We start from the raw sequence: 23,850 nt of genomic DNA on the forward strand, positions 1-23,850 counted from the left end.
CGCGCCGCGACGGGCGGCGGCGCGCGCTGGGTGAGGGCGAGGGCGCGCCGAACACGGCGGGTGGCGGGAGGAGCGGGCGGCGGACCTCGGTCCGCTCCGTCCGCTCCGCCCGCCACCCGCCCTCGCTTCTCGGGTCGGCGCTCGGCCGGCGTCAGCCCTGCGCCAGCCTCAGCTTGAACGTCCAGACGCCGATCACCTCAGAGCTGGTGCCCTGGACGATCTGCAGCTTGACCTCTTCCGGGTTGTTGGCGAACAGCTGCTGGTTCATCTGGCCCACCGTGACGAAGGTCTTCTCCGTCGGGTCGGTCAGCTGCTGGCCGTCGAGGGCGAGGAACCATCCGTCCTCGGCGATCTCCGGCTCCACGCCCACGCGCAGCCGGTCACCCACCTCCACGTCCATCACGGCGGAGGTCTCCGGGTCCTCCGTGAAGCAGGCCTGGATCTGCTCCTCGGGCAGCGCCTCGCCGCCGGCGTAGCAGCCGGCCTCCGTGTGCACGGAGGTGCTGCCGTTGACGGCGGTGGCGAGGGGGGTCGGCTGCTCGCACGCGGACAGCGCGGCGAGTCCGACGATGGTGGCGCCGATCGCGGCGACCCGACGGCGAATGCTCATGCGCCGCAGGCTACCCTCCCGGCTCTCCGGCTATCCCGCGAGGGTGCGGCGCACGGCGTGGCAGATCCTGGCCAGACCCCCGACCGGCCGTCCGCGAACGACCGGCGACGCCTTCCCGGCCGCGCGCCGCCGTCGCCTGCCTCCGCCGTCGCCTACCTCTGCGGACGTCGCCCACGCCCCGCCGACGACGACCCCTGCCCCGTGCGACGGCACCGGGGCATCACCGGAACGTCATCGGGCGGTCCCGGACGGCGATCTCGGGGCGATCGCGACGCGTTCCCTCGGACCGGTCGGCGGGGCACGGGCACACGGCGGCCCGCGATTGAGAGAGAATCGATTCGGGAAGTGGCTTCCGAGTGGCCGCGCGGCCCCGCCGCCCCCTCTTCCGACCCTAGGGGAGGAGGGCGGGAGCGGACCGCCGATCTCGGGCCCCCCGGTGCGCCTGCGCGCGAGAACTCGCGACCACGCAGCCGCGCCCGGGTGCCGGGCCCGACGTCCGGAAGCCGCTCGAAGGAGCATTGAAGGGGAGCTGCGCACCGCCGCAGCCCCTCGTCCGGGCTGATGTGTACGCCGCGCGGCGGCGGACCGAAGGAGCGATGGTTGCAGTGAGCGCTGCGATGCGAAGCCGTATGCCTGACCGCCTCTGTTCCGAGGCGGTCGACCTGGCGCGTAGCGCAGCCGTGGAACTCGCCGGCGAGGACGCCGTCGGCGAGCACCTGGGCGCCGAGGCCGACGGGGACCGCGTCGTCACCCACTCCTTCGGCTGCCTGATGCCCGCCTACCGGGGCTGGCGCTGGGCCGTGACGGTGGCCCGGGCCTCCCGCAGCCGCCGGGTGACCGTCGACGAGTCCGTGCTGCTGCCGGACAGCGACGCCGTTCTGGCGCCCGAGTGGCTGCCCTGGAGCGACCGGCTGCGCCCCGGCGACCTCGGCCCCGGCGACCTGCTGCCCACCGGCGAGGACGACCCGCGCCTGGAGCCCGGATGGGCCGGGACGGACTTCGCCGGCGACGAGGCGCTGGTGGACGAGCCCGAGGTGGCGGCGCTGGACGAGTCCCCGTCGGCCGAGGCCGTCGAGGAGGTCACCGAGGCGATCCACGAGGCGCGGGCGGCGCGGGAGCGTGCCGAGTCGGCGGACGGTGAGGCCGCCCGGGCGGCCACCGACCGTGGCGCGATCGCCTCCGTGGCGCGCGAGTTGGGGCTCACCCGGGCCCGGGTGCTCTCCCGGCACGGCCTGCTGGAGGCGGCGGACCGCTGGGGCGAGGAGTTCGGCCCGGACACCCCGATGGCGCAGGCCGCCCCGGACCAGTGCGCCACCTGCGGCTTCCTGATGCCGCTGAGCGGGCCGCTGCGGCAGGCGTTCGGCGTGTGCGCGAACGCCTACTCGCCGGCGGACGGCCGGGTGGTGGCCCTGACCTACGGCTGCGGCGCGCACTCCGAGGCGGCCGTGATGCCGGCGCCGCCGCACCCGGCGACGCCGGTCCTGGACGAGACCCGCACCGACCCGTTCGACCTGCGTCCGGAGCGGCCGGCGGAGGAGCCGGCCGGGGCCGGGGCCGCGCAGCCGGAGGGCGCGGAGCCGGAAGGTGCGCAGGCGGAGGCCGGGGAGCACGAGGCGGTGCGGGAGGGCGGCGCCGCGGCCGAGCGCGCCGGAGCCGCCCCGGAGGACGACATGGCCGCGGCGGCCCTCGGCCACGCCTGACCCGCCCCAGGCCCGGCGCGTCCACGTTGACTCACCCGTTAGCCCGCTCGCCCGTGTGGCGCCGTCGCCCGCGCGATGGCGCCACACGGTGTTCGATGGCGCGGCGCGATCACGTGGGGCGCGACCATGTGGGGCGCTGCCGCTGACCGCCGGAGCGCGGCAGGTGGTCGCCGAGGGGCCGGAGGAATCGAGCCGCCGCGTCCCCGGCGGCCACATCCGCTTCCGGTTCGCCGCTGCCGACCGGCCCGAATCGGCCACCGCCCGGTTCCCGGCCCCGCGCCCCCCAGGGGGCGGCACGAACCCCTCGACGATCTGCCGCGGCCCGCCGCGCCTCCCCCCAGGGGCGGCAGGTTCCGCGGGCCCTGTCACGGGCAGGGCGACCATGCGTGTTGCGGGCCTCGGGCGGCTCGGTTTTCGCCATGCACGCACTTGCACCCCCGGTGTCTGCGATGCACGCACTTGCACCCCCCGTGTCTGCGGTGCACGCACTTGCACCCCCCCGTGTCTGCGGTGCAAGCGCCCGATCTCTGTCATGGGCACGCCTGAAGTTATCCACAGATCGTTCGAGGGGGCTGCGCTGTGTGTCCGCCCCCTGGGATCCTGAACCCGGGGGCCCGCTTTCCCCCATGGGGGCGGTGTGGGCAAGCGATAGTCATGTACACACCATGAGGCGCGCGAGGGAGCCACCCGCCCCACCCTCCCCGCCCTGTTCGCGCCCCTCGCCCCGCTCCTCCACGGATGGCCCACGGCCTGGTGGGAAGGCGCCCGGCAAGGTCGTCGGACGGCGTTCGCCCGCATCGGACACAATGCCTTCCGCCGGCACCACACCGGCCCGGCACAGCACCCGGCAGACGCCAAGAGGAGCCAGGATGGGCAAGGAACTCAACGTCGGCGCGCCCGGCCCGGTCGGTGCCACCGACCCGCTCGGCACCGGCGAGCTGCGCCGCCGGGTCCTGGACGCCTGGACCGCCTCCGCCGCCCGCTTCCGCGAGGACGCCAACGCCGAGGAGGACCTCGTCCTCGGCGGCTACCGGGACCGGGTCGTGGTCGAACTGGCGCAGAACGCCGCCGACGCCGCCGCCCGGCGCCACCCCGGCGCGATGGACGGACGGCTCCGGCTCACCCTCCGGGACGGCTGCCTCGCCGCCGCCAACACCGGCAGCGCCCTGGACGCCGCGGGCGTCGAATCGCTCTCCACCCTGCGTGCCTCCGCCAAGCGCCCCGGATCCGCGCCCGCCCCCGCCGGCCCCGGCCCGTTCGACGACCAGCAGCCCGCGGGGCGCTTCGGCGTCGGCTTCGCCGCCGTCCTCGCGGTGAGCGACGAGCCGGCCGTGCTCAGCCGCACCGGCGGCGTGCGCTGGTCGCGGGCCGAGGCCACCGGACTCGCCGAGGCCGCCGCCGAGGCCAACCCCGACCTCGCCGACGAGATCCGGCGCCGCGACGGCGCCGTGCCCGTGCTGCGGCTGCCGCTGCCCGCCGAGGGCATGCCCCCGTCCGGCTACGACACCGTCGTCGTGCTGCCGCTGCGGGACGGCGCCGCCGAGGACCTGGTCCGCCGGCTGCTCGCCGAGATCGACGACGCGCTGCTGCTCGCGCTGCCGCAGCTCGCCGAGATCGTCGTGGAGGTCGACGGGGACAGCCGCGTGCTGCGCCGCACCGGCTGGACCACCGGGCGGCCCGCCGTCCTCGGCGCGGACGGCGAGGCGGAGGCGCCCGCCCTGCACACCGTCACCATCGAGGACACCGCCCGGGAACCCGCTCCCGGACGGGACGCCGGCGCCACCACGACGGCCGGCGGCGGCGTGGAGCAGCGCTGGCAGATCCTGCGCGCCTCCGGCGACATCCCCGCCGAGCTGGCCGCCCACCTGCCCGTGGAGGACCGGCTGCGCCGCCGCTGGTCCCTGACCTGGGCGGTCCCGGTGGACGCCGACGGGGCGCCGCTCCCTCCGCGCACCGCCCGCGTGGTGCACGCCCCCACCCCCAGCGACGAGCCGCTGGACGTCCCCGCCCTGCTGGTGGCCGACTTCCCGCTCGACCCCACCCGCCGGCACATCGCCCCCGGGCCGCTCACCGACCTGATGGTCGAACGGGCCGCGGCGGCCTACGCCGACCTGATCCGGGCCCGCGGCCCGCGCGCCGACTCCCTCGCCCTGGTGCCGACGCCGTTCGGCCGCGGCGAGCTGGAGATGCGGCTGCGCGGCGCGGTGCTGCGGCTGCTGCCCGCCGTTCCCTTCCTGCCTCCGGCCCGGCCCACCGAACACCCGGAGCCGGTCGACCACCCGGAGCGGGCCCGGTACGACGCCGGTGGCGACGGCGCCACGGCCACCGACGCGGCCGACCCGGTGGAGGGCTTCGACCGGCCGGCCGGCGGCGCGGACGTCCCCGACGCGCTGCGCCCGGCGGAGGCCGTGGTGCTGGAGGGCGCCGACGCCCGACTGGTGGGCGTGCTGGCCGGCGTGCTGCCCGGGTTGCTGCCGGCCGGCCTGACGCACGCCGAGGCGCTGCGCACGCTGGGCGTGCGGCGCACCGGCCCCGCCGAGGTGGTGGACGGGCTGGCCGGACTGCGCCGCCCCCCGGCCTGGTGGCACCGGCTGTACTCGGCGCTCACCGGCGTCGACCCGGAGGCGCTCGGCGCCCTGCCGGTGCCGCTGGCCGACGGCCGCACCGCCTTCGGCCCGCGCCGGGTGCTGCTGCCGGTCGGCCCCGCCGACCCCTTCGCCACCGGCGGCGACGCCGCGGACGCGGCCGCCGAGGCCGCCGCCCTGGCCCGGCTCGGGCTGCGGGTCGCGCACCCGGCCGCGGCGCACCCGCTGCTGGAGAAGCTCGGTGCCGTGCCGGCCACGCCGCGCGCGGTGCTCCAGGGGCCGGAGCTGCGCGCGGCCGTGGCCCGCTCGGTGGACGACTACGACGACCAGTGGGACTACCCGGACGCCGACGGCGAAGGGGGCGAAGCGGGGGCCGCCCCGGCCGCCGTCTCCCTGGCCGACCTGGTGCTCCGCCTGGTCCGCGACGCCGACCTGCAGCCCGGTGACCTCCCGCACCTGGCCGCGCTGGCGCTGCCCGACGAGGAGGGCGAGCCGACGCCGGCCGGGGAACTGCTGCTGCCCGGCAGCGAACTGGCCGATCTGGTGCGCCCGGGCTCGATCGGGCTGCTCGACGAGGAGTACGCGCGGCGCTGGCCCGCCGAGGTGCTGGCCGCCACCGGCGTCGTCGACCGGTTCCGGCTGCTGCGCGCCTCGGAGGTGCTGCTCGACCCGGACGACCCGGACGCCTTCTCGCCGGCCGTGCTCGACCCCGCCGCCCCGGACATCGACGGCGTCGTGCCCGACGGCATCGAGGAGTGGAGCGAGGACGTGCTGCGGCTGCTCCCGGACGGCGACGGGATACCGCCGGTCGCCGCCGAACTGACCGCCGTCCGCGACCTCGACCTGATCGACGACGACGCCTGGCCGCGGGCGCTGCGCCTGCTCTCCCGGCCGCCGCTGCGCGCCGCCGTGGTGGACCCGGTGCGGGTGCGGCTGCCCGACGGCGGCAGCGCCACCGTCCCGTCGTACACGGCGTGGTGGCTGCGCGAGCACCCGGTGCTGGACGGCCGGCGGCCGGGCCGGGTGCGGTCCGCCGACGGCGACCCGCTGCTGCGCGGGCTGTACCCGGAGGTGCGCACCGACCTCGACGACGCGTTCCTGCGCGCGCTGGGGGTGCGCACCACCGTGGCCGCCCTGCTGGCGGAGCCGGACGGGGTCGCCGAGCTGCTCGACCGGATGGGCGACCCGGCGCTGCGGCTGACCCGCGACCAGCTCCGCGACCTGTACACCGCGCTGGGTCGGCACGCGGCGACGGCCGACCCGGAGGACCTGCCGGCCGACCCGCCGGAGCGGCTGTGGGCGGTGGTCGGGGACCGGCTGGAGCTGGTGGATCCGCTGGACGCCGTGGTGGTGGACGCCCCGGACCTGCTGCCGTTCTTCCCGGGCGTGCCGCTGCTGCCGGTGCGGCCGGCGCAGGCGGAGCCGTTCGCCCACCGCCTGCTGGAGGTGGACCTGGCGAGCGAGATCGTGCCGGGCCGGGTGGTCAGCGAGGGCGTCCCGCACGAGGTGCCCGAGGCGGTGCGCCGGCTGCTGCCGGGCGCCCCGGACAGCTACGAGGAGCACGACGAGCTGTGGGTGGTGGGCCCCGCCGAGGGCGCGACCTCCGGGCGGCCGGGCGGCACGGGTTCCGACGCGGCCTCCGGCGCGGGTGACGCCGAGGAGCGCGAGGTGGAGGTGGACTGGCGCTGGGACGGCGAGCGGCTGCACGCCGCGACGCTGGACGGGGTGGCGGCCGGCCTCGCCTGGGCGGCGGGGGAGTGGCCGCGGCGTTTCGAGGTGGCCATTCTGCTGGCCGAGCCAGACCGCGCCGAGCAGCTCGCCGGCGACCGCGACTTCGACTGAGGGCGGCGGTGGCCGGTCGGCGGAGGGCTGACCGGCCGTCCGGGACCGCTTGACGACGCGTGGGACGCCGGGGACGGGTGTGTCGTCCCCGGTTCCCGCAGGAACGTTACGTTTTGGAGTCGCAACCGCCCATCCCGGGGCGGAGCGGCCAAACAAGCCTGTCGTTTCCGGTCACCTTCGGTCAGGCACCGTTCCGCCCGCGCACTTCCCCTGCTACAAAGTTGAACACGGCTCGGGTCGCGTCCGGGTCGGTCAGCACGCGCACGGCGGCGTCGGCCACCCGGCCGGCACCCGTACGCCTCTACCGCAGGGGGGAACGAATGCGCAACGGTGATCTACGCGCGGAGAACCCGTCCGTCGTACCCGAGGTCGCGGCACCCCGCGCCCCCCGCTGACCCTCACCGGACCAGACCGGAGCACCCTCCCACCGATCTCGTCCGCGCCGCGGCACATCCCCGGGCGCGGACGTTCCCCGCGCGCCGGAACGACTCCGGACCTTTGGCATGCCTTCGCCATGTCCGCGCCCGTGCCGGCCCGCCGCCCCTCACCCGCCGCCTCGCGGTGGCACCGATCGGAAGGACCTTCCGTTGAAATCTCCGTTGGCCCTGCTCAGGAAAGTTCTCGTGACGATGGCCGCCGTGCTGCTCGGCGCCACCATGGCCGCGCCGGCCGCCCAGGCCGCCCCCGGCGACCCGACCACGCAGGTGGTCGGCGGCACGCTGTCCGCCCAGGGTGAGTTCCCCTGGCTGGTCCGCCTGTCGATGGGCTGCGGCGGCGCGCTCTACAGCCCGACGCTGATCCTCACCGCCGGCCACTGTGTCAGCGGCACCGGCGCCAACACCAGCATCACCGTCACCGCCGGTGTGGTCGACCTGCAGAGCCCGTCGCGGATCACCCGCACCTCCAACTACGTCTACCGCTCCCCGGGCTACTCCGGAGGCGGCGACGACTGGGCGCTGATCCGGATCTCCTCGCCGATCACCACCCTGCCGACCCTGCCGATCGCCACCACCACGGCGTACAACTCCGGCACCTTCACCATCGCCGGCTGGGGCGCCACCTACGAGGGCGGCCCGCAGCAGCGGTACCAGCGCAAGGCCACCGTGCCGTTCGTCAGCGACGCCTCCTGCCAGGCCTCCTACGGCTCGGACCTGATCCCGTCCGAGGAGATCTGCGCCGGCTACACCTCCGGCGGCGTGGACACCTGCCAGGGTGACTCCGGCGGCCCGATGTTCCGCCGGGACGCCGCCGGCAACTGGATCCAGGTCGGCATCACCAGCTGGGGCTACGGCTGCGCCCGGGCCGGCTACCCCGGCGTCTACACCGAGGTGTCCACCTTCGCCTCGGCGATCCGCTCCGCGGCCACCAGCCTCGGCGGCTGACCCGTCGGGCGTCGCCCGGCGGTGGAACAACACCCGGGGGAGCGGAGCGGTGCCCGGCCGCTCCCCGGGGACGGCGTGACAGGGGCCCGGCCGGCTTGCCCGGCCGGGCCCCGGCGCGTTCGAGTGGCGCCCGGCGCCCGGCCCGCGGCGGCGTCCGGTTGGTCAGGCGCCCTGGTCGCCGCTGGACTCGGTGCCGGCGGTGCCGGTACCGCTGCCCGGCTGCCGGCCGGTGCCGGGGGTGCGCTCCGTGGCGGCGCGGCGCTGGTCGTCCCGGCGCTGGTCGTCCCGGCGCTGGGCGTCCCGGCGGATGGCCTGATCCCGGCGCACGCAGTACCAGGTGCCGAGCAGTCCCAGACCGGCGGCGGCGAGGCAGACCCACACCCAGTCCCCGTTGCCGGCCTCGGCCATCCGCTCCCGGAAGGGCAGCAGGACGAGGAAGGCGACGAACCACAGCACGGTGGTGGTGGCGACGACCGGCACGGTGTTGATCTCCAGCGGCGGGGGCACCGGCCTGGGCGGGCCACCCGTCCACCACCGCACGATCGGGTCGGAGTAGCCCGGGTACTCGTGGTGGTCCGGCCCCTCGTCGGGGGCTTCCTCGGCTCCGCGCCCGTTGCTGGTCACCAGCCCAGGTTACCCGGGCCGGCGGCGCGGGCGGGGGTGAGACAAACGGTTGGCGGAAGTCGTCGAGATCACACATCTACGCGCGGAGATGGATCTGCGTCCGGCCATCTGCTCATACTGGCTGAGCCGCGCGCGTGCGTCGGCCCTGTGAACAGCCGGCGTGTCGCCTTGACGGGGGTGGCGTCGACAGCCCGGCCGCACCGCCTCCCGGGGGCCTGGCTCCCGGCCGACCAGGAATCCGTGAATGCCCTCGCCAACCACCACCGTGCCCGGCGCCGCCGCCGCCACCGCGCCCGCCCCGGCCAGCCCTCCGCGCAACGCGGTTGATCGTTTCTTCAAGATCACCGAGCGGGGCTCCACGGTGTCCCGGGAACTCCGCGGCGGACTCGCCACCTTCTTCACGATGGCCTACATCATCGTGCTGAACCCGATCATCCTGTCCAGCGGCGTCGACAAGTACGGCAACCAGCTCGACAACGCCCAACTGGTCACCGCCACCGCGCTGACCGGCGGCCTCACCACCCTGCTGATGGGGCTGATCGGCAACGTCCCGGTCGCCCTGGCCACCGGCCTGGGCGTGAACACCGTGGTGGCGCTCCAGCTCGCCCCCCAGATGACCTGGCCGGACGCCATGGGCATGGTCGTGCTGGCCGGCCTGCTGATCATCCTGCTGGTCGCCACCGGCCTGCGCGAGCGGGTGATGAACGCCATCCCGGCCGGCCTGCGCAAGGCGATCAGCATCGGCATCGGCCTGTTCATCGCCTTCATCGGCCTGGTGGACTCCGGCTTCCTCTCCCGCAACCCGGACGCCGCGGGCACCACCGTGCCGGTGGGCCTGGGGCAGGGCGGTCACCTGACCGGCTGGCCGGTGCTGATCTTCGCCCTGGGCGCGCTGATCACCCTGGTGCTGCTCACCCGGAAGGCCAAGGGCGCCATCCTGATCAGCATCCTGTCGATGACGGTGCTGGCCATCGTGGTGAACGCGGTCGCCGACATCGACCCGGCCGAGTGGGGCCTGACCGTGCCCAGCGTGCCCACCCAGGTGGTCGGCGCCCCGGACTTCGGCCTGATCGGCGAGGTCAGCCTGTTCGGCGGCTTCGAGGAGGTCGGGCTGCTCACCGGCTGCCTGTTCGTCTTCACCCTGGTGCTGTCCTGCTTCTTCGACGCCATGGGCTCGATCCTGGCCGTCGGCGAGGAGGCGAAGCTGATGGACGACAAGGGCCGGATGCCCCGGATGGGCCGGATCCTGATGGTGGACGGCCTCGGCGTGGTGTTCGGCGGCGGGGCCTCCTGCTCGGCCAACGGCGCCTTCGTGGAGTCCACCGCGGGTGTCGGGGAGGGCGCCCGCACCGGCCTGGCCAACATGGTCACCGGTGGCGCGTTCCTGCTGGCGCTGGTCTTCACCCCGCTGGCCCTGGTGGTGCCCTCGCAGGCGGCCACCCCGGCCCTGGTGGCGGTGGGCTTCCTGCTGATGACCCAGGTGCGCGGCATCGAGTGGGACGACTTCACCATCGCCATCCCGGCCTTCCTGACCATCGCGATGATGCCGTTCACCTACTCCATCACCAACGGCATCGGGCTGGGCTTCCTGGTCTACGTGATCCTCAAGGCCGCCACCGGCCAGGCCCGCCGCGTGCCGCCGCTGATGTGGGTGGTCAGCGCCTTCTTCCTGGTCTACTTCCTGCTCGACCCGATCCAGCAGGCGCTCGGCGTCTGATCCACCCCCCGGCCCGGTCGGGCCGCGACGCCGGTGCCCCGGCTCCCAGTGCGGGAGCCGGGGCACCGGTGCGTGGGGCCGCGTGCGGGCTCAGTGGCCGCGCGGGCCGCCCTTGTCGACCTCGGTCTCCGAGTTCACGCAGGTGTTGCCGGAGGTCGGGTTCAGCAGGCCGATGAGGTTGAGGGAGTTGCCGCAGGCGTTCACCGGGATGTGGATCGGCACGGAGATGGCGTTCCCGGAGAGCACACCCGGGGAGCCGATCGCCGTGGCCTCACCGTCCGATTCGGCGACGGCGGTCCCACCGCCCAGGGCGAGGGCGCTGGCGGTGAGCACGGCGACGACGGCGGCCTTGGTGGTGCGAAGCATGGGACTTCACTCCTCGTCAGTGACAACGGACGTGTCGTCACCATGAATGCCCACATCGCCCGCCCAGGTGCGTGGATGCACCCGAACGGGCGATGCGCGTGCGCGCGGGGCGCGAGCGTGAAACGCGGGGTGGACGCGTGCGGTCAGTTGCCTCCGCGCCGCTTGTTGTAGACGTCGAAGCCGACCGCCGCGATCAGCACCAGACCCTTGATGACCTGCTGGTAGTCGGTGCCGATGCCGACCAGCGACATGCCGTTGTTGAGCACGCCGAGGACCAGGCCGCCGATGATCGCGCCGAGCACGGTGCCGACGCCGCCGGTGGCCGAGGCGCCGCCGATGAAGGCCGCGGAGATGGCCTCCAGCTCGAAGTTGATGCCGGCGTTCGGCGTTCCGGCGTTGAGCCGGGCCGCGTAGACCAGGCCGGCCAGCGCCGCCAGCACGCCCATGTTCACGAACACCAGGAAGATGACGCGCTTGTCCTTGACGCCGGACAGCTTGGCCGCGGCCTGGTTGCCGCCGATGGCGTAGGTGTGGCGGCCGAGCACCGAGTTGCGCATCACGTAGCCGAAGCCGACCAGCAGCACCGACAGGATGATCAGCACGATCGGGAAGCCCTGGTAGCTGGCGAGCAGCAGGGTGAACACGGTGATGGCGGCGGTGATCAGCACGCAGCGGATGACGAACAGGTTGGTCGGCATCACGTCGAGGCCGTGCTCGATCTGCTGGCGGCGGCCGCGCATCTCCTGGATCAGGGTGAGGGCGATCACGCCCAGGCCCAGCAGGACGGTCAGGTCGTGGTAGTTGGAGAGCGGTCCGCCCTCGGGCAGGAAGCCGTTGCTGATCGCCTGGAACCCGTCCGGGAACGGGGCGACGGACTGGCCCTGGAGCAGGATCTGGGTGCCGCCGCGGAAGACCAGCATGCCGGCCAGGGTCACGATGAACGACGGGATGCCGACGTAGGCGATCCAGAAGCCCTGCCAGGCGCCGGCCGCCGCGCCGATCAGCAGCGAGATGACGACGGCGAGCACCCACGGCACGTCGTTGCGGGCCATCATCACGGCGGACGCGGCGCCGACGAAGGCGGCGAGGGAGCCGACCGAGAGGTCGATGTGGCCGGCGATGATGACGATCATCATGCCGATGGCCAGGATCAGGATGTAGCTGTTCTGCTGGATCAGGTTGGTGACGTTGAGGGGCTCCAGCAGGATGCCCCCGGTCCAGATCTGGAACAGCAGGATGATCAGCGCCAGGGCGATGAGCATGCCGTACTGCCGCATGTTGCCGCGCAGGCTGTTCAGCACCAGGGCGCCGATACCGCCGCCCTGGCCACCTCCGCCGCGGGTGGAGGTCGCGTCCTGGGGGGCCGCAGACCTCTTCGTCTCCTCGGTCTTCACCGGGCTGGCCATCTTCTTACCCTCTGTCCATCGTCATGTGGCGCATCAGCGCCTCCTGCGTCGCGTCCTCCCGGCTGAGTTCACCGGTAAGCCGCCCTTCGGCCATCGTGTAGATGCGGTCACACAGGCCGAGCAGTTCGGGCAGCTCGGAGGAGATGACGATCACGGCCTTGCCCTGGTCGGCGAGGTCGTTGATCACCGTGTAGATCTCGTACTTCGCCCCGACGTCGATGCCCCGGGTGGGCTCGTCGAGGATCAGGACCTCCGGCTCGGAGAAGATCCACTTGCTCAGCACGACCTTCTGCTGGTTGCCGCCGCTCAGCTTCCCGGTGATCGCCGCCACCGAGGGCGCCTTGATGTTCATCGTCTTGCGGAAGCCCTCGGCGACCCGTGACTCTTTGTGAGCGTTAACAATCCCGCGCGAGGCGACCTTTGACAGGGCGCTGAGCGAGATGTTGCGGCTGATGTCGTCGATCAGGTTGAGCCCGTAGTGCTTGCGGTCCTCGGTCACGTAGGCGAGACCGTGGTCGATGGCCTCCGGGACGGTGCGGGTGCGGATCTCCTTGCCGTCCAGGTAGACCCGGCCGCTGATGTTGCGACCGTAGGAGCGGCCGAAGACGCTCATCGCCAGCTCGGTGCGGCCGGCGCCCATCAGGCCGGCGATCCCGACGATCTCACCGCGCCGCACGTTCAGCGACACCCCGTCGACGACCTTGCGCTGCTGGTCGATCGGGTGGTGCACGGTCCAGTCCTCGATGGCGAAGGCGACCTCGCCGATCTTGGGCTCGCGCTCCGGGTAGCGGTGCTCGAGGTCCCGGCCCACCATGCCGCGGATGATCCGGTCCTCGGAGACGCCCTCCTCGGCCACCTTCATCGTCTCGATGGTGCGCCCGTCGCGGATGATGGTGATCGAGTCGGCGACCCGGGCGATCTCGTTGAGCTTGTGCGAGATGATCACGCAGGAGATGCCCTGGTTCTGCAGCTCCAGGATCAGGTCCAGCAGCTTGCGGCTGTCCTCGTCGTTCAGCGCCGCGGTGGGCTCGTCCAGGATCAGCAGCTTGACCTGCTTGGACAGCGCCTTGGCGATCTCGACGAGCTGCTGCTTGCCCACGCCGATGTCCGCCACGCGGGTCTGCGGCGACTCGTGCAGGCCGACCCGGTCGAGCAGCTGCCGGGCCTGCCCCAGGGTCTTGTTCCAGCTGATCACGCCGCGGGTGGCGCGCTCGTTGCCGAGGAAGATGTTCTCGGCGATGGACAGGTACGGGATCAGGGCCAGTTCCTGGTGGATGATCACGATGCCGCGCTCTTCGCTGGCCCGGATGTCCCGGAACTCGCACAGCTCGCCCTCGAAGCGGATCTCGCCCTCGTAGCTGCCGTGCGGGTAGACGCCGCTGAGCACCTTCATCAGGGTCGACTTGCCGGCCCCGTTCTCACCGCAGATCGCGTGGACCTCGCCACGCTCCACCGTGAGGTTGACATCGGACAGTGCCTTGACACCGGGAAAGGTCTTGGTGATCGAACGCATCTCGAGGATGGGTCCGGCCATGGTGAGCAGTCCGTTCGGCTCGGGGGCGGGCCGGTGGCGCACCACGCGAACGCGTGGTCCACCACCGGCGCCGCCGGTTGGTACGTCGGGGGCCGGGGCCGTCAGTTCAGCTGGTCGGCGGTGTAGTAGCCGCCCTCCACGAGGACTTCCTCGTAGTTGGAGGCGTCGACGCTGACCGGCTCCAGCAGGTAGGCGGGAACCACCTTCACGCCGTTGTCGTAGGTCTCGGTGTCGTTGACCTCGGGGGTGCCACCGGTCAGCAGGGCGTCGGCCATCTGCACGGTGACCTCGGCCAGCTCACGGGTGTCCTTGTAGACCGTCTGGGTCTGCTCGCCGGCGATGATCGACTTCACCGAGGCCAGCTCGGCGTCCTGACCGGTCACGATCGGCAGCGGCTGCGACTCGGTGCCGTAGTTCACGCCCTTCAGGGCGGACAGGATGCCGATGGAGATGCCGTCGTAGGGGGAGAGCACGGCGTCGACCCGCTCGGTGGTGTACGAACCGCTGAGCAGGTTCTCCATCCGGGCCTGCGCCACGCCGCCGTCCCAGCGCAGCGTCGCGACCTGGTTGAAGTCGGTCTGGCCGCTGCGGACCACGAGCTTGCCCTCGTCGATGTAGGGCTGCAGCACGCTCATCGCGCCGTTGAAGAAGAAGCCGGCGTTGTTGTCGTCCGGGGAGCCGCCGAACAGCTCGATGTTGAACGGGCCCTCGGCCTCCGGCAGGCCGAGCTGGTCGACGATGTACTGGCCCTGCAGCACGCCGACCTGGAAGTTGTCGAAGGTGGCGTAGTAGTCGACGTTCTCGGTGCCGCGGATCAGCCGGTCGTAGGAGATCACCGGGATGTCGGCGTCGGCCGCGCGCTGCAGGACGTTGGTCAGCGAGGAGCCGTCGATCGCCGCGACCACCAGCAGGTCCACGCCCTTGGTGATCATGTTCTCGATCTGCGACACCTGGGTCTCGACGACGTCGTTGCCGAACTGCAGGTCGGTCTCGTAGCCCGCGGCCTCGAACTGCTCGACCATGTTGTTGCCGTCGTTGATCCAGCGCTCCGACGCCTTGGTCGGCATCGCGATCCCGATGGTGCCGCCGGCCTCGGAGTCGCCCGACCCGCTGGCTCCGCCGCTGGTGCTGCTCTGGCCACATGCTGCCAGGGCCATGACGAGACTCCCCGCGGCGAGTCCCATGAGCGTCTTGCGCACAATTCCTCCAGTGATGTTCCGCGCTCCCCCACGCCTTCGTGTGGGGCGCCTCGGATCGCCGGGGCGGCCGAGCACGCGGGTGGTTCTTCGTCGGTGCTGGTTGGGGTGGGTTGCCCACGCGAGGACGGACGGCCCACGCGGATGTCCGTTTCCTGCGTGTGACGTGTTTCGCGTCGGTGAAGGCGAGTGTTAACGGTCACACGGGGGCCGTCAAGGGGGCTGGCGAGAACCTTGTCCGTCACGTTATTGACCGCAAGTGTCCGCTCTGCGGCGCCGTCTAGCAGAAGCCTTGACGGCTGTCACTGTGACCGTTAACACTTTCGCAACGTCCACGATCCACGCCAGTGGGGGAGGGCGACATGCCGCGTGATCGAAGACGCGTGTCCGGATGGGGGTACCGCGATGAGTGAGGCTTCCGGCGCTGTGCCCAGGGAGCGGGGCAAGCCGGTGATGAGGGACGTCGCCCGGCTGGTCGGCGTCTCCCACCAGACGGTCTCGCGGGTGCTGAACAACCACCCCAGTGTGCGCCGGGAGACCCGGGAACGCGTGCTCGCGGCCATCCGGGAGCTGGACTACCACCGCAACTCGGCCGCCCGGGCGCTGGTCACCGACCGGTCGCACATCCTCGGCGTGGTCACCCTGGACCTCAACCTGGTCGGCCCGGCCTCCACGGTGTCGGCGATCGAGCGGGTGGCCCGGGAGGCCGGTTACTTCGTCAGCGTCGCCAGCGCCTCGGCGACCGACGAGGACTCCATGGTCGACGCGATCGGGCGGCTGCGCGAGCAGGGCGTCGAGGGGATCGTGACGGTCGCTCCGGTGGACTCCCTGCTGGCCGCGCTGGCCCGGGTGCCCGAGGAGATGCCGCTGGTCGGCACCGGAATCGGACACGCGCCGGGGGTGCCGATGGTCGGCGTGGACAACTACGGCGGGGCCGTGGCGGCCACCCGTCACTTGCTCGACCTCGGCCACGCGACGGTGCATCACATATGCGGCCCCACCGACTGGCCGGAGACCCGGGAGCGGCTGAAGGGCTGGCGCGCCACGCTCACCGAGGCCGGCGCCGAGGTGCCGCCGGTGCTCGCCGGCGACTGGAGCGCCCGCTCGGGCTACGAGGCGGCCCGGCTGATCGCCCGGGATCCGCAGGTCACGGCCGTCTTCTGCGGCAACGACCAGATGGCCGTCGGCGCGCTGCGCGCGCTGCACCAGGCCGGCCGCGCCGTGCCGGGCGAGGTCAGCGTGGTGGGTTTCGACGGCATACCGGAGGCCGCCTACCTCCAGCCCCCGCTGACCACCGTGGCGCAGGACTTCGGGGCGCTCGGCCGGGCCAGTCTGGAGCTGCTGATCAATCAGATCGCCACCGGCGAGCGGCCGTCGCAGCACGTGCTGCACCCGCCGCGGTTGGTGGTGCGGGAGAGCACGGGCCCCGTCGCGGGCTGAACACCCCTCCGGCCCGTCCGCGACGACGACCGGCCGGCCGTGGCCGGGGCGCCGGATGGTGAACGTTCACATCCGACCGGCGCCGCGCGCCCGGTTGACCAGTGCATGTCATTACTTCAGGTGCTCCACCGACCCCTCAGAAAGGGGCGTCACGGTGTTCCACTCCCCAGGCCGGGCCCAGCTCCCGGCGACCCACCCACGCGTCTGGCTTGCTGTCATGCTCACGATCCTCACGGTGCTGGCCACCGTCACCGTGGGGGAGGGGTCGGCCGAGGCGGCGCCCGGCCGGCCGTACACCAACCCGATCAAGTCCCAGAAGGGCGCCGACCCCTGGCTGGAGTACTACAACGGCAACTACTACCTGATCACCACCTCCTGGACCTCCGAACTGACCGTGCGGAAGTCCCCCACGCTCGCCGGCCTGGCGACCGCCCCCAGCGTGCAGGTGTGGTCGGACGGCACGCCGTCGCGCTGCTGCAACATCTGGGCCCCGGAGATGCACTTCCTGAACGGGCGTTGGTACATCTACTACACCGCCGGGCAGAACGTCGCCGACTACATCCCGACGCAGCGCATGCACGTGCTGGAGAGCGTCGGATCCGACCCGATGGGCCCCTACGTCTACAAGAACCGGCTGCACCACTCCTCCAGCGACGGCTGGCTGATCGACGGCAGCGTCCTGGAACTGAACGGCCGGCTGTACCTGATGGCCAGCGCCAACGGCGGCGGCACGCAGAACCTGGTGATCGCCCCGATGAGCAACCCCTACACGGTCAGCGGCCCCTTCAGCACCATCTCCACCCCCACCCTGAGCTGGGAACGCCAGGGCGGAACGGTCAACGAGGGCCCGGAGGCGCTCTACCGGGACGGCCGCACCTACATCATCTACTCCGCCTCCGGCTGCTGGACGCCCGACTACAAGCTCGGCCAGCTCACCTACAACGGCGGCGACCCGCTGGCGGCCTCCTCCTGGGTGAAGAAGTCCACCCCGGTCTTCCAGCGCAACGACGCGGCCGGCGTCTACGGCCCCGGCCACAACGGCTTCTTCACCTCGCCGGACGGCACCGAGAACTGGATCGTCTACCACGCCAACGACTCGGCCGGCGACGGCTGCGACAACGGCCGCACCACCCGCGCGCAGCGGTTCACCTGGAACTCCGACGGCACCCCCAACTTCGGTACGCCCGTCGCGCTCGGCACCACCCTGGCCGGTCCCTCAGGGGAGACCGCCACCACACCCACCGCCTACACCCTGGTCAACCGCAACAGCGGCAAGTGCCTGGACCTGGCCGGCGGCTCCTCGGCGGACGGGGCGAACGTCCAGCAGTGGACCTGCAACGGCGGCGCCAACCAGCAGTGGCGCGTCGAGGACATGGGCGACGACACCAGCCGACTGGTCAACGTGGCCACCGGCAAGGTGCTGGACACCGCCGACTGCTCCACCGCCGACGGCGCGGACCTGCGCCAGTGGAGCTGGCTGAACAACACCTGCCAGCGCTTCCGGTTCGTCGTCACGGACACCGGCGGCTGGGTGCGGCTGACCAACGCCAACAGCGGCAAGGTCGCCGACGTGGCCGACTGCGGCACCGCCGACGGCGTGGACGTGCGCCAGTGGAGCTGGCTGAACAACGCCTGCCAGCAGTGGCAGCTGCGCCCGGTGGGCTGACCTTGCCAACCCGCCGGCGGCCGATGACGGACGGCGGATGACGGACGGCCGACGACGGACGGCCGATGACCGGCCCGCCGGCGGGGTGTCGCTCCCACCGGCGGGCCGGCCCGTTCAGTGGTGTCCGGGCTTCGGCTTCGGCCCTGGCCCCGACCCGGGCCCTGGCTCCGGCTTCGGCCCCGACCCGGCCCCGGTCACAGCCGCACCGGCAGGGCGGACAGCCGCCAGGAGCCGGGGACCGGGTCGTGGGTGAGCTCCTCCGCGGGCACGCCCAGGGCCAGGTTGGGGTACCGCCGCAGCAGCGCGGTGAAGGCGACCTCGCCCTCCTGGCGGGCCAGCGCGGCGCCCAGGCAGTAGTGCAGACCGTGGCCGAATCCGACGTGGATCTCCCGGCGGCCGTCGGTGGGACGGGTGATGTCGAGCGGTTCCGGGTCGTCGAACCGGCGCGGGTCGTAGTTGGCGGCGACCAGGACGGGGAACACCGCCTCGCCCTTGCGCACCAGGGTGCCGCTGATCTCGACGTCCTCGGTGGCGTAGCGCGTCGAGGCCATCTGCGCCGTCCCGCACCAGCGCATCAGCTCGTGCACGGCGCTCGGGGCGAGGCCCGGGTCGTCGCGGAGGGCGGCGAGCTGATCGGGGTGGGTGAGCAGGGCCGCGGTGCCGTTGCCGATCAGGTGGGCGGTGGTCTCGTGACCGGCGATGACCAGCGCCAGGATCAGCATGACCATCTCGGTGTCGCTGAGCCGGTCGCCGTCCTCGTCGTGGACGCGGACGAGCGCGGAGACCAGGTCGCCGGTGGGCTCGGCCCGGCGGCGCTCGATCAGCGCGTGGGTGTACGCGACGAGGTCGCGCATGGTGTCGGCCATGCGCTGGCCGGAGGCGAAGGTGAGCGCCTCGCTCCAGTCCCGCCACAGCGGGCGGTCCTCCTCCGGAATGCCGACGAGTTCGCAGATCACGACGATCGGCAGGGGGTAGGCGAAGTGCCGCAGCAGGTCGACGACGCCGTCCTCGGCCGCCTCCGGCAGCCGGGTGAGCAGGTCCTCGGTGATCTCCTCGACCCGCGGGCGCAGCTCGGCGACGCGGCGGGCGGTGAAGGCCCGGGAGACCAGCCGGCGGAGCCGGGCGTGGTCGGCGCCGTCGACCGAAAGGATGCTGGTGAGCAGGTAGGGCATGTACTCGGGGGGAACCCCGCGGGCGACCAGCGCCTGCTCGGTGAGGCTGGGCACCTCCATCCCGGGCACGCTGGCGGGGTTGTTGACGAAGCGCGGGTCGCCGAGGACGAACTTGACGTCGTCGTACCGGGTGACGATCCAGGCCGGGTCCGTGCCGGGGACGGCCGAGGCCCGGGTGACCGGGGTCTGCTCGCGGATCCGGGAGTAGCCGCCGAACGGGTCGGTCAGCAGCTCCGGGGACATCAGGTCTAAGACGCCGTCCGCGTCGGCTCCGGCGGGGGTGTGGGGGGTGGTGGCCATGGTGGCTGGCTCCCGTGGTGTGGGCGGCTTCGCCGCGTCCTGGATCTCAGATGTTCGGATCATATGTTCTCATCATCTGAGTGCTGTCGGTATCTTGCTGCCGGCTCATTGGGCCTGTCAACGGCTCCGGGAGGTTTTGGCGATGGCGCGGCTCACCAGGGCGGAGGCGCAGGAGCGCAACCGGGCGAGGATCCTGGCCGCGGCCGGCGTGGAGTTCGCCGAACGCGGCTTCCGGGACGCCAAGGTGGACACGATCGCCGAGCGGGCCGGACTCACCCGGGGGGCCGTCTACTCCAACTTTCCCGGCAAGCGCGCGCTGTACTTCGCCGTCCTCGCCGACCTCGCCGCACAGGCCCCGCCGATGCCGGCGGTCTCCCCCGAGCCGCGGACCGCGCCCGACGCGCTCACCGCGCTGGCCGACGTGTGGCTGAGCCGGTTGGCGCTGGCGCCGCAGGACGGCCTCAGCGTGCGGATCGGCATGGACCTCATGCCGCAGATCGTCGCCGAGGAGGGCACGCGGCAGTCGTTCGGCCAGATCATGAAGGTCAACGCGCTGCTGCTCGGGCTCGGCCTGGAGAACCTGGCCGGAGGGCCCGGCCGGGCCGGGCGGCTGGTGCGCAAGGCGGAGGTGGTGCTCACCACCCTGGAGGGCGCCGGGCTGCTGGCCACCATCGCCCCGGGGTTCGTCCGCCCGGGGGACATGCTGCGGAGCATCGAGGCGATCGCCGATCTCGACCTCGACGAGCCCTGGACCCCGCCCGAGACGTCCGCCGCGGTGCAGCCGGCCGACCGGCCGTGGATGCCCCCGCCGGGGGTGGAGGACGCGATGGGGCTGTGGGGCCCCGGGGTGCTGGAGGGGGACGGCGTCGTGGTCTTCCTCGGGCTGCGCCGGCTCGCCGCCGTCGAGGACGCCGTCCGGGCGGCGCCGCCGGGCGTGCCGGTCTCGCTGGTCGTCGTCGCCGAGGCCCCGGAGGAGGTGACGCCGCTGGTGCGGCTGGCCCTGGCCGGCCTCGGCGGCCTGCTGCGGCACGTCGTCCCACGCGACGGGTGGCCCGCGCTGCGGGTGGTGTGCGACGAGGACGGTGCCGTCGCCGCCGCGGTGGGGCTGGGCCGAGCGGGCGACGAGACGGAGAGCGCCGTCCGGGTGGAGGGCGGCCGAATCCGGGCCCACGCCGACGGCCCCGGCGCCGGCCACGCGATTGCCGCCGGGGTGAGGGGCTGAGGGCGTCCTCGGGGTGTTCGGTGGGTGGGGAATCGCGTGGTGGACGGGGGCGGGGCCGGGTGGCCGGGCCTGGTCCCGCCGGGGGAGTGGGTCATCCCTGCGGGGAGGAACGGGCCCGGCCGGCTTGATTCCCTTGTCCCGTAGGCGGCCGGCTCCTCCGGGTCGGCTTCTTTGCCTCGTAGGCGGCCGGCTCCTCCGGGTTGACTCCCCGTGTCCCGTAGGCGGCCCGCTCTCCGGCTTGATCGTGGACGTTCGAGAGTTATCCACAGGCTGGGAATGGGGGGCTGCGCCGCACCGAAGCACCGTGGAATCGTAGAAATAGGGGGTCCCCCTGGGGCTCCCTACGGGTGTTGCTCTTGCGGCTTCTGCGCCATGTGCGGTGCGTGGTGCGGGAGGCGCTGGAGTGGTGCAGGGGCCAGGGGCCAGGGGGTAGGGGCCAGGGCGGAGCGGGGCGGGCTCGGGGCATCTGCGGGGCCGAGGGACCAGTGCGGCCAAAGAAGAGCAGGCTCGGAGGCTCGGCGGGGTCGGGGTGGAGCTGTCAGGGGGAGCGAGTATGGTGGCGGGCCATCCTCGCCGCCAGGGCCGGGGTGCGTGGCGCGGCGCGCCGCCGTCAGGAGAGCACTCGCGGCTGCCGGCGGACCGCTTTCCTTAGACAAGGTAATGACCTAGACTAATGAGTATGCCCGAGCTGTCCCAGGACGATCTGGCTGCGGTGACCACCCTGCGGGCCTCGGTGCTCCGACTCGGTCGCCGGCTGCGCAACGAGCGCGTCGACGAGTCGCTGAGCGTCACCGAGCTGTCCGTGCTCGGCTGGCTGGTTCGCTGCGGCCCGGCCACCCCGGGGGAGCTGGCGCGGCGCGAGCACGTCCAGCCGCCGTCCATGACCAGGATCGTGGCCATGTTGGAGGTCAAGGGCCTGGTCCGCCGGGATCCACACCCGGAGGACCGCCGCCAGGTGGTGGTGACCGCCACCGACCAGGCCGAGGCGATGGTCCTGGAGTCGCGGCGGCGCCGGGACGCATGGCTGGCCGGGCGGGTGGAATCCCTCTCCGAGGAGGAGTGGGCGGCCCTGCGCGTCGCCGCGCCCGTACTGGAACGGCTCGCCGACCTCTAGGCCGGCGCCCCGGTCGGCGTCCGCCGGCGTCCAGGTGCGGCACGGGCAGCGGACGACCGGCGTTCCGCGCCGCCCCGGTGGGCGCGCGGGCGCACCGAGGCGAAGGCGAGAAGAAGGCAGGCGAGACTGGTTGAGTTCCCCGACCGGAGCCCGTGCGACCAACCCCCTCAATTCCTCCCCGGGCGCCGGAGCAGGCGCCGCCGGCACCGCGCCCGGCGCGGCGACCGGCCCGACGGGCGGCCAGGCACCTCTGGCCCCGCCCCCCGACGCACGGCCGGCCGACCCGGCGGAACCCCCCGGCTCCCAGGAGCCCGACGACCCCGCCGAACGGGCGCGCCCCGCCGAACGGGCGCGCCCCGGTGAACCCAGTGAACCCGGTGGACCCAGCGGACCCAGTGGACGCGGTGAGCGCGGCGAGGCCAGCGACCCCGGTGAGCTCAGTGACCCCGGCGACCCGGCCGAACCCGGCGAACACGCGACCGCCCGGCGGTACGAGCCGGACGCGGGCGCCAGCCCGGCGAAGGCGCCGGCCCGGTCCGGCGGAACGTTCCGCTCCCTCCGCATACGCAACTACCGGCTCTTCGCCACCGGCCAGTCCGTCTCCAACATCGGCACCTGGATGCAGCGGATCGCCCAGGACTGGCTGGTCCTCAGCCTGACCGGCAGCCCCACGGCGGTCGGCATCACCACGGCCCTGCAGTTCCTCCCCATGCTGCTGTTCGGCCTGTGGGGCGGGGTGATCGCCGACCGCTACCCCAAGCGCCGAATACTCCTGATCACCCAGGCGTTCATGGGTCTGCTCGCCGTCCTGCTCGCGGTGCTCACCTTCTCGGACACGGTGCGGGTCTGGCACGTCTACCTGATCGCCCTGGCGCTGGGCATGGCCACCGTGGTGGACAACCCCACCCGGCAGGCCTTCGTGGTGGAGATGGTCGGCCCGGCCGACCTGCCCAACGCCGTCAGCCTGAACTCCGCCAACTTCCAGATGGGCCGGCTGGTCGGCCCGGCCGTGGCCGGCGTGCTGATCAGCGCGGTCGGGATCGGCTGGGCGTTCACGGTGAACGCGGTGTCGTTCCTGGCGGTGCTCTGCGGACTGCTGGCGATGCGCGCCGGCGAACTGCGCCCCAGCCCACGGGCGGCGCGCAGTCGCGGGCAGCTGCGCGAGGGCCTGCGCTATGTCGCGGCCAGACCGGAGCTGGTGTGGCCGATCGTGCTGGTGTTCTTCGTGGGCACCTTCGGGCTGAACTTCCCCGTCATCCTGGCCGCCTTCGCCAGCGAGGTCTTCCACACCGACGCCGGCGGCTTCGGGCTGCTCAACACGGCCATGGCGGCCGGTTCGCTGCTCGGCGCACTCCTCGCGGCCCGGCGCTCCACGACCCGGCTGCGGCTGGTGGTGGGGGCGGCGCTGGTGTTCGGGCTGATCGAGATGGCGGCCGCCGCCGCGCCCAACTACCTGGTCTTCGCGATCATGATGATCCCCACCGGCCTGGCGGGCATCACCTTCAACACGGCGGCGAACGCGACGGTCCAACTGGGCAGCGACCCGGTGATGCGCGGCCGGGTGATGGGCCTGTACATGCTGGTCTTCCTCGGTGGCACGCCGATCGGCAGCCCGCTGGTGGGCTGGATCAGCGAACGCTTCGGCCCGCGCGTCGGTCTGCTCTTCGGCGGCCTGGTCGCCGCGCTGGCGGCCGCCGTGGTCGCCGTGCTGCTGGCCAGGATCGGGAACCTGCGGTTGAGGGTGGAGCTCCGCCCACGCCGCGGGCGCCCGCTGGTCTCCCTGGTCCCGCGCGCCGCGGCGGCCGTGGCGCCCGAGGTCGCCGGGACGCCGGCCGCCGCCGACCCGGTCGTGCCAGGCTCCACCGATCCCGCCGCGCACTCCACCGCGGAGCCCGCCGTGGATTCCACCCGCCGATCCGCCACCCGGTACTGACCGGCGGCGGCCGAGGTCCCCGCCCGGCGCGCGGTCGTCAG

Annotated in this window: 15 protein-coding genes and 1 pseudogene; 9 read left to right on the forward strand and 7 right to left on the reverse strand. The window is 73.2% G+C overall.

The features are described from left to right. Positions 1 to 151 precede the first annotated feature (151 nt). Positions 152 to 610, reverse strand: coding sequence for a DUF2771 domain-containing protein (locus FHU37_RS23380; RefSeq protein ID WP_179816659.1), 459 nt, complete (start codon positions 608 to 610; stop codon positions 152 to 154). 617 nt (positions 611 to 1,227) lie between these two features. Here FHU37_RS23380 and FHU37_RS23385 point away from each other — a divergent pair. From FHU37_RS23385 to FHU37_RS23395, 3 genes and pseudogenes are all read left to right on the forward strand, one after another. Next, positions 1,228 to 2,130 (forward strand): annotated as a pseudogene (locus FHU37_RS23385) (DUF3027 domain-containing protein); the annotation flags it as partial. A 1,049-nt stretch (positions 2,131 to 3,179) separates the two neighbouring features. Beyond that, positions 3,180 to 6,737 carry a sacsin N-terminal ATP-binding-like domain-containing protein gene (locus FHU37_RS23390; RefSeq protein WP_179816661.1) on the forward strand — a complete coding sequence of 1,186 codons (3,558 nt, stop codon included), beginning with the start codon at positions 3,180 to 3,182 and terminating at the stop codon, positions 6,735 to 6,737. A 629-nt stretch (positions 6,738 to 7,366) separates the two neighbouring features. Then, positions 7,367 to 8,119: a S1 family peptidase gene (locus FHU37_RS23395; protein WP_376774073.1), complete on the forward strand. Its 753-nt coding sequence runs from the start codon at positions 7,367 to 7,369 to the stop codon at positions 8,117 to 8,119. Between the two features lie 162 nt (positions 8,120 to 8,281). Here FHU37_RS23395 and FHU37_RS23400 read toward each other — a convergent pair whose 3' ends face one another. Continuing rightward, positions 8,282 to 8,743: a DUF2530 domain-containing protein gene (locus tag FHU37_RS23400; protein WP_312892815.1), complete on the reverse strand. Its 462-nt coding sequence runs from the start codon at positions 8,741 to 8,743 to the stop codon at positions 8,282 to 8,284. Between the two features lie 244 nt (positions 8,744 to 8,987). Between FHU37_RS23400 and FHU37_RS23405 the strand changes: the two genes are divergently transcribed. Beyond that, on the forward strand, positions 8,988 to 10,460 hold the full coding sequence (locus FHU37_RS23405; RefSeq protein ID WP_179816663.1) for an NCS2 family permease: 1,473 nt from the start codon (positions 8,988 to 8,990) through the stop codon (positions 10,458 to 10,460). Between the two features lie 90 nt (positions 10,461 to 10,550). Here FHU37_RS23405 and FHU37_RS23410 read toward each other — a convergent pair whose 3' ends face one another. The 4 genes from FHU37_RS23410 to chvE all read right to left on the reverse strand — a co-directional run bounded on the left by FHU37_RS23410 (position 10,551) and on the right by chvE (position 14,950). Next, positions 10,551 to 10,826 carry a chaplin gene (locus FHU37_RS23410; protein WP_179816664.1) on the reverse strand — a complete coding sequence of 92 codons (276 nt, stop codon included), beginning with the start codon at positions 10,824 to 10,826 and terminating at the stop codon, positions 10,551 to 10,553. Positions 10,827 to 10,969: 143 nt separating this feature from the next. Then, positions 10,970 to 12,232, reverse strand: a complete 1,263-nt coding sequence (gene mmsB, locus FHU37_RS23415; protein WP_179816665.1) for a multiple monosaccharide ABC transporter permease — start codon at positions 12,230 to 12,232, stop codon at positions 10,970 to 10,972. Positions 12,233 to 12,236: 4 nt separating this feature from the next. Beyond that, positions 12,237 to 13,766 (reverse strand): multiple monosaccharide ABC transporter ATP-binding protein, encoded by a 1,530-nt coding sequence (gene mmsA / locus FHU37_RS23420; protein WP_179816666.1) that lies wholly within the window; start codon positions 13,764 to 13,766, stop codon positions 12,237 to 12,239. 101 nt (positions 13,767 to 13,867) lie between these two features. After that, positions 13,868 to 14,950, reverse strand: coding sequence for a multiple monosaccharide ABC transporter substrate-binding protein (gene chvE, locus FHU37_RS23425; RefSeq protein ID WP_179817312.1), 1,083 nt, complete (start codon positions 14,948 to 14,950; stop codon positions 13,868 to 13,870). A gap of 417 nt (positions 14,951 to 15,367) precedes the next feature. Here chvE and FHU37_RS23430 point away from each other — a divergent pair, with 417 nt between their 5' ends. Together FHU37_RS23430 and FHU37_RS23435 are read left to right on the forward strand one after the other, a co-directional pair. Beyond that, positions 15,368 to 16,402 carry a LacI family DNA-binding transcriptional regulator gene (locus FHU37_RS23430; RefSeq protein WP_246451249.1) on the forward strand — a complete coding sequence of 345 codons (1,035 nt, stop codon included), beginning with the start codon at positions 15,368 to 15,370 and terminating at the stop codon, positions 16,400 to 16,402. A 217-nt stretch (positions 16,403 to 16,619) separates the two neighbouring features. Continuing rightward, positions 16,620 to 18,068 carry a family 43 glycosylhydrolase gene (locus FHU37_RS23435; RefSeq protein ID WP_179816667.1) on the forward strand — a complete coding sequence of 483 codons (1,449 nt, stop codon included), beginning with the start codon at positions 16,620 to 16,622 and terminating at the stop codon, positions 18,066 to 18,068. Between the two features lie 194 nt (positions 18,069 to 18,262). Here the strand turns inward: FHU37_RS23435 and FHU37_RS23440 are convergent, their stop codons facing one another. After that, positions 18,263 to 19,540, reverse strand: a complete 1,278-nt coding sequence (locus tag FHU37_RS23440) for a cytochrome P450 family protein (RefSeq protein WP_246451251.1) — start codon at positions 19,538 to 19,540, stop codon at positions 18,263 to 18,265. 142 nt (positions 19,541 to 19,682) lie between these two features. On the opposite strand from FHU37_RS23440, the gene FHU37_RS23445 reads away from it, so the two are divergent. From FHU37_RS23445 to FHU37_RS23455, 3 genes are all read left to right on the forward strand, one after another. Next, the gene (locus FHU37_RS23445) at positions 19,683 to 20,762 is read left to right on the forward strand and encodes a TetR/AcrR family transcriptional regulator (protein ID WP_179816668.1); all 1,080 of its coding nucleotides are present in this window, start codon (positions 19,683 to 19,685) and stop codon (positions 20,760 to 20,762) included. Between the two features lie 679 nt (positions 20,763 to 21,441). After that, complete coding sequence (locus tag FHU37_RS23450; protein ID WP_179816669.1) at positions 21,442 to 21,876, forward strand: MarR family winged helix-turn-helix transcriptional regulator; 435 nt, start codon at positions 21,442 to 21,444, stop codon at positions 21,874 to 21,876. 130 nt (positions 21,877 to 22,006) lie between these two features. Further along, positions 22,007 to 23,809 (forward strand): MFS transporter, encoded by a 1,803-nt coding sequence (locus FHU37_RS23455; RefSeq protein WP_246451253.1) that lies wholly within the window; start codon positions 22,007 to 22,009, stop codon positions 23,807 to 23,809. The last annotated feature ends 41 nt before the right edge of the window (positions 23,810 to 23,850 follow it).

The organism is Allostreptomyces psammosilenae (assembly GCF_013407765.1).
Classification (GTDB): Bacteria; Actinomycetota; Actinomycetes; order Streptomycetales; family Streptomycetaceae; genus Allostreptomyces; species Allostreptomyces psammosilenae.

Coding starts and splice junctions, on each gene's coding strand:
- FHU37_RS23430 (WP_246451249.1), top strand. CDS start 15,368: ATGAGTGAGGCTTCCGGCGCTGTGCCCAGGGAGCGGGGCAAGCCGGTG.
- mmsA (WP_179816666.1), bottom strand. CDS start 13,766: ATGGCCGGACCCATCCTCGAGATGCGTTCGATCACCAAGACCTTTCCC.
- FHU37_RS23410 (WP_179816664.1), bottom strand. CDS start 10,826: ATGCTTCGCACCACCAAGGCCGCCGTCGTCGCCGTGCTCACCGCCAGC.
- FHU37_RS23435 (WP_179816667.1), top strand. CDS start 16,620: ATGCTCACGATCCTCACGGTGCTGGCCACCGTCACCGTGGGGGAGGGG.
- FHU37_RS23395 (WP_376774073.1), top strand. CDS start 7,367: ATGGCCGCCGTGCTGCTCGGCGCCACCATGGCCGCGCCGGCCGCCCAG.
- FHU37_RS23405 (WP_179816663.1), top strand. CDS start 8,988: ATGCCCTCGCCAACCACCACCGTGCCCGGCGCCGCCGCCGCCACCGCG.
- mmsB (WP_179816665.1), bottom strand. CDS start 12,232: ATGGCCAGCCCGGTGAAGACCGAGGAGACGAAGAGGTCTGCGGCCCCC.
- chvE (WP_179817312.1), bottom strand. CDS start 14,950: ATGGGACTCGCCGCGGGGAGTCTCGTCATGGCCCTGGCAGCATGTGGC.
- FHU37_RS23380 (WP_179816659.1), bottom strand. CDS start 610: ATGAGCATTCGCCGTCGGGTCGCCGCGATCGGCGCCACCATCGTCGGA.
- FHU37_RS23450 (WP_179816669.1), top strand. CDS start 21,442: ATGCCCGAGCTGTCCCAGGACGATCTGGCTGCGGTGACCACCCTGCGG.
- FHU37_RS23390 (WP_179816661.1), top strand. CDS start 3,180: ATGGGCAAGGAACTCAACGTCGGCGCGCCCGGCCCGGTCGGTGCCACC.
- FHU37_RS23445 (WP_179816668.1), top strand. CDS start 19,683: ATGGCGCGGCTCACCAGGGCGGAGGCGCAGGAGCGCAACCGGGCGAGG.
- FHU37_RS23440 (WP_246451251.1), bottom strand. CDS start 19,540: ATGGCCACCACCCCCCACACCCCCGCCGGAGCCGACGCGGACGGCGTC.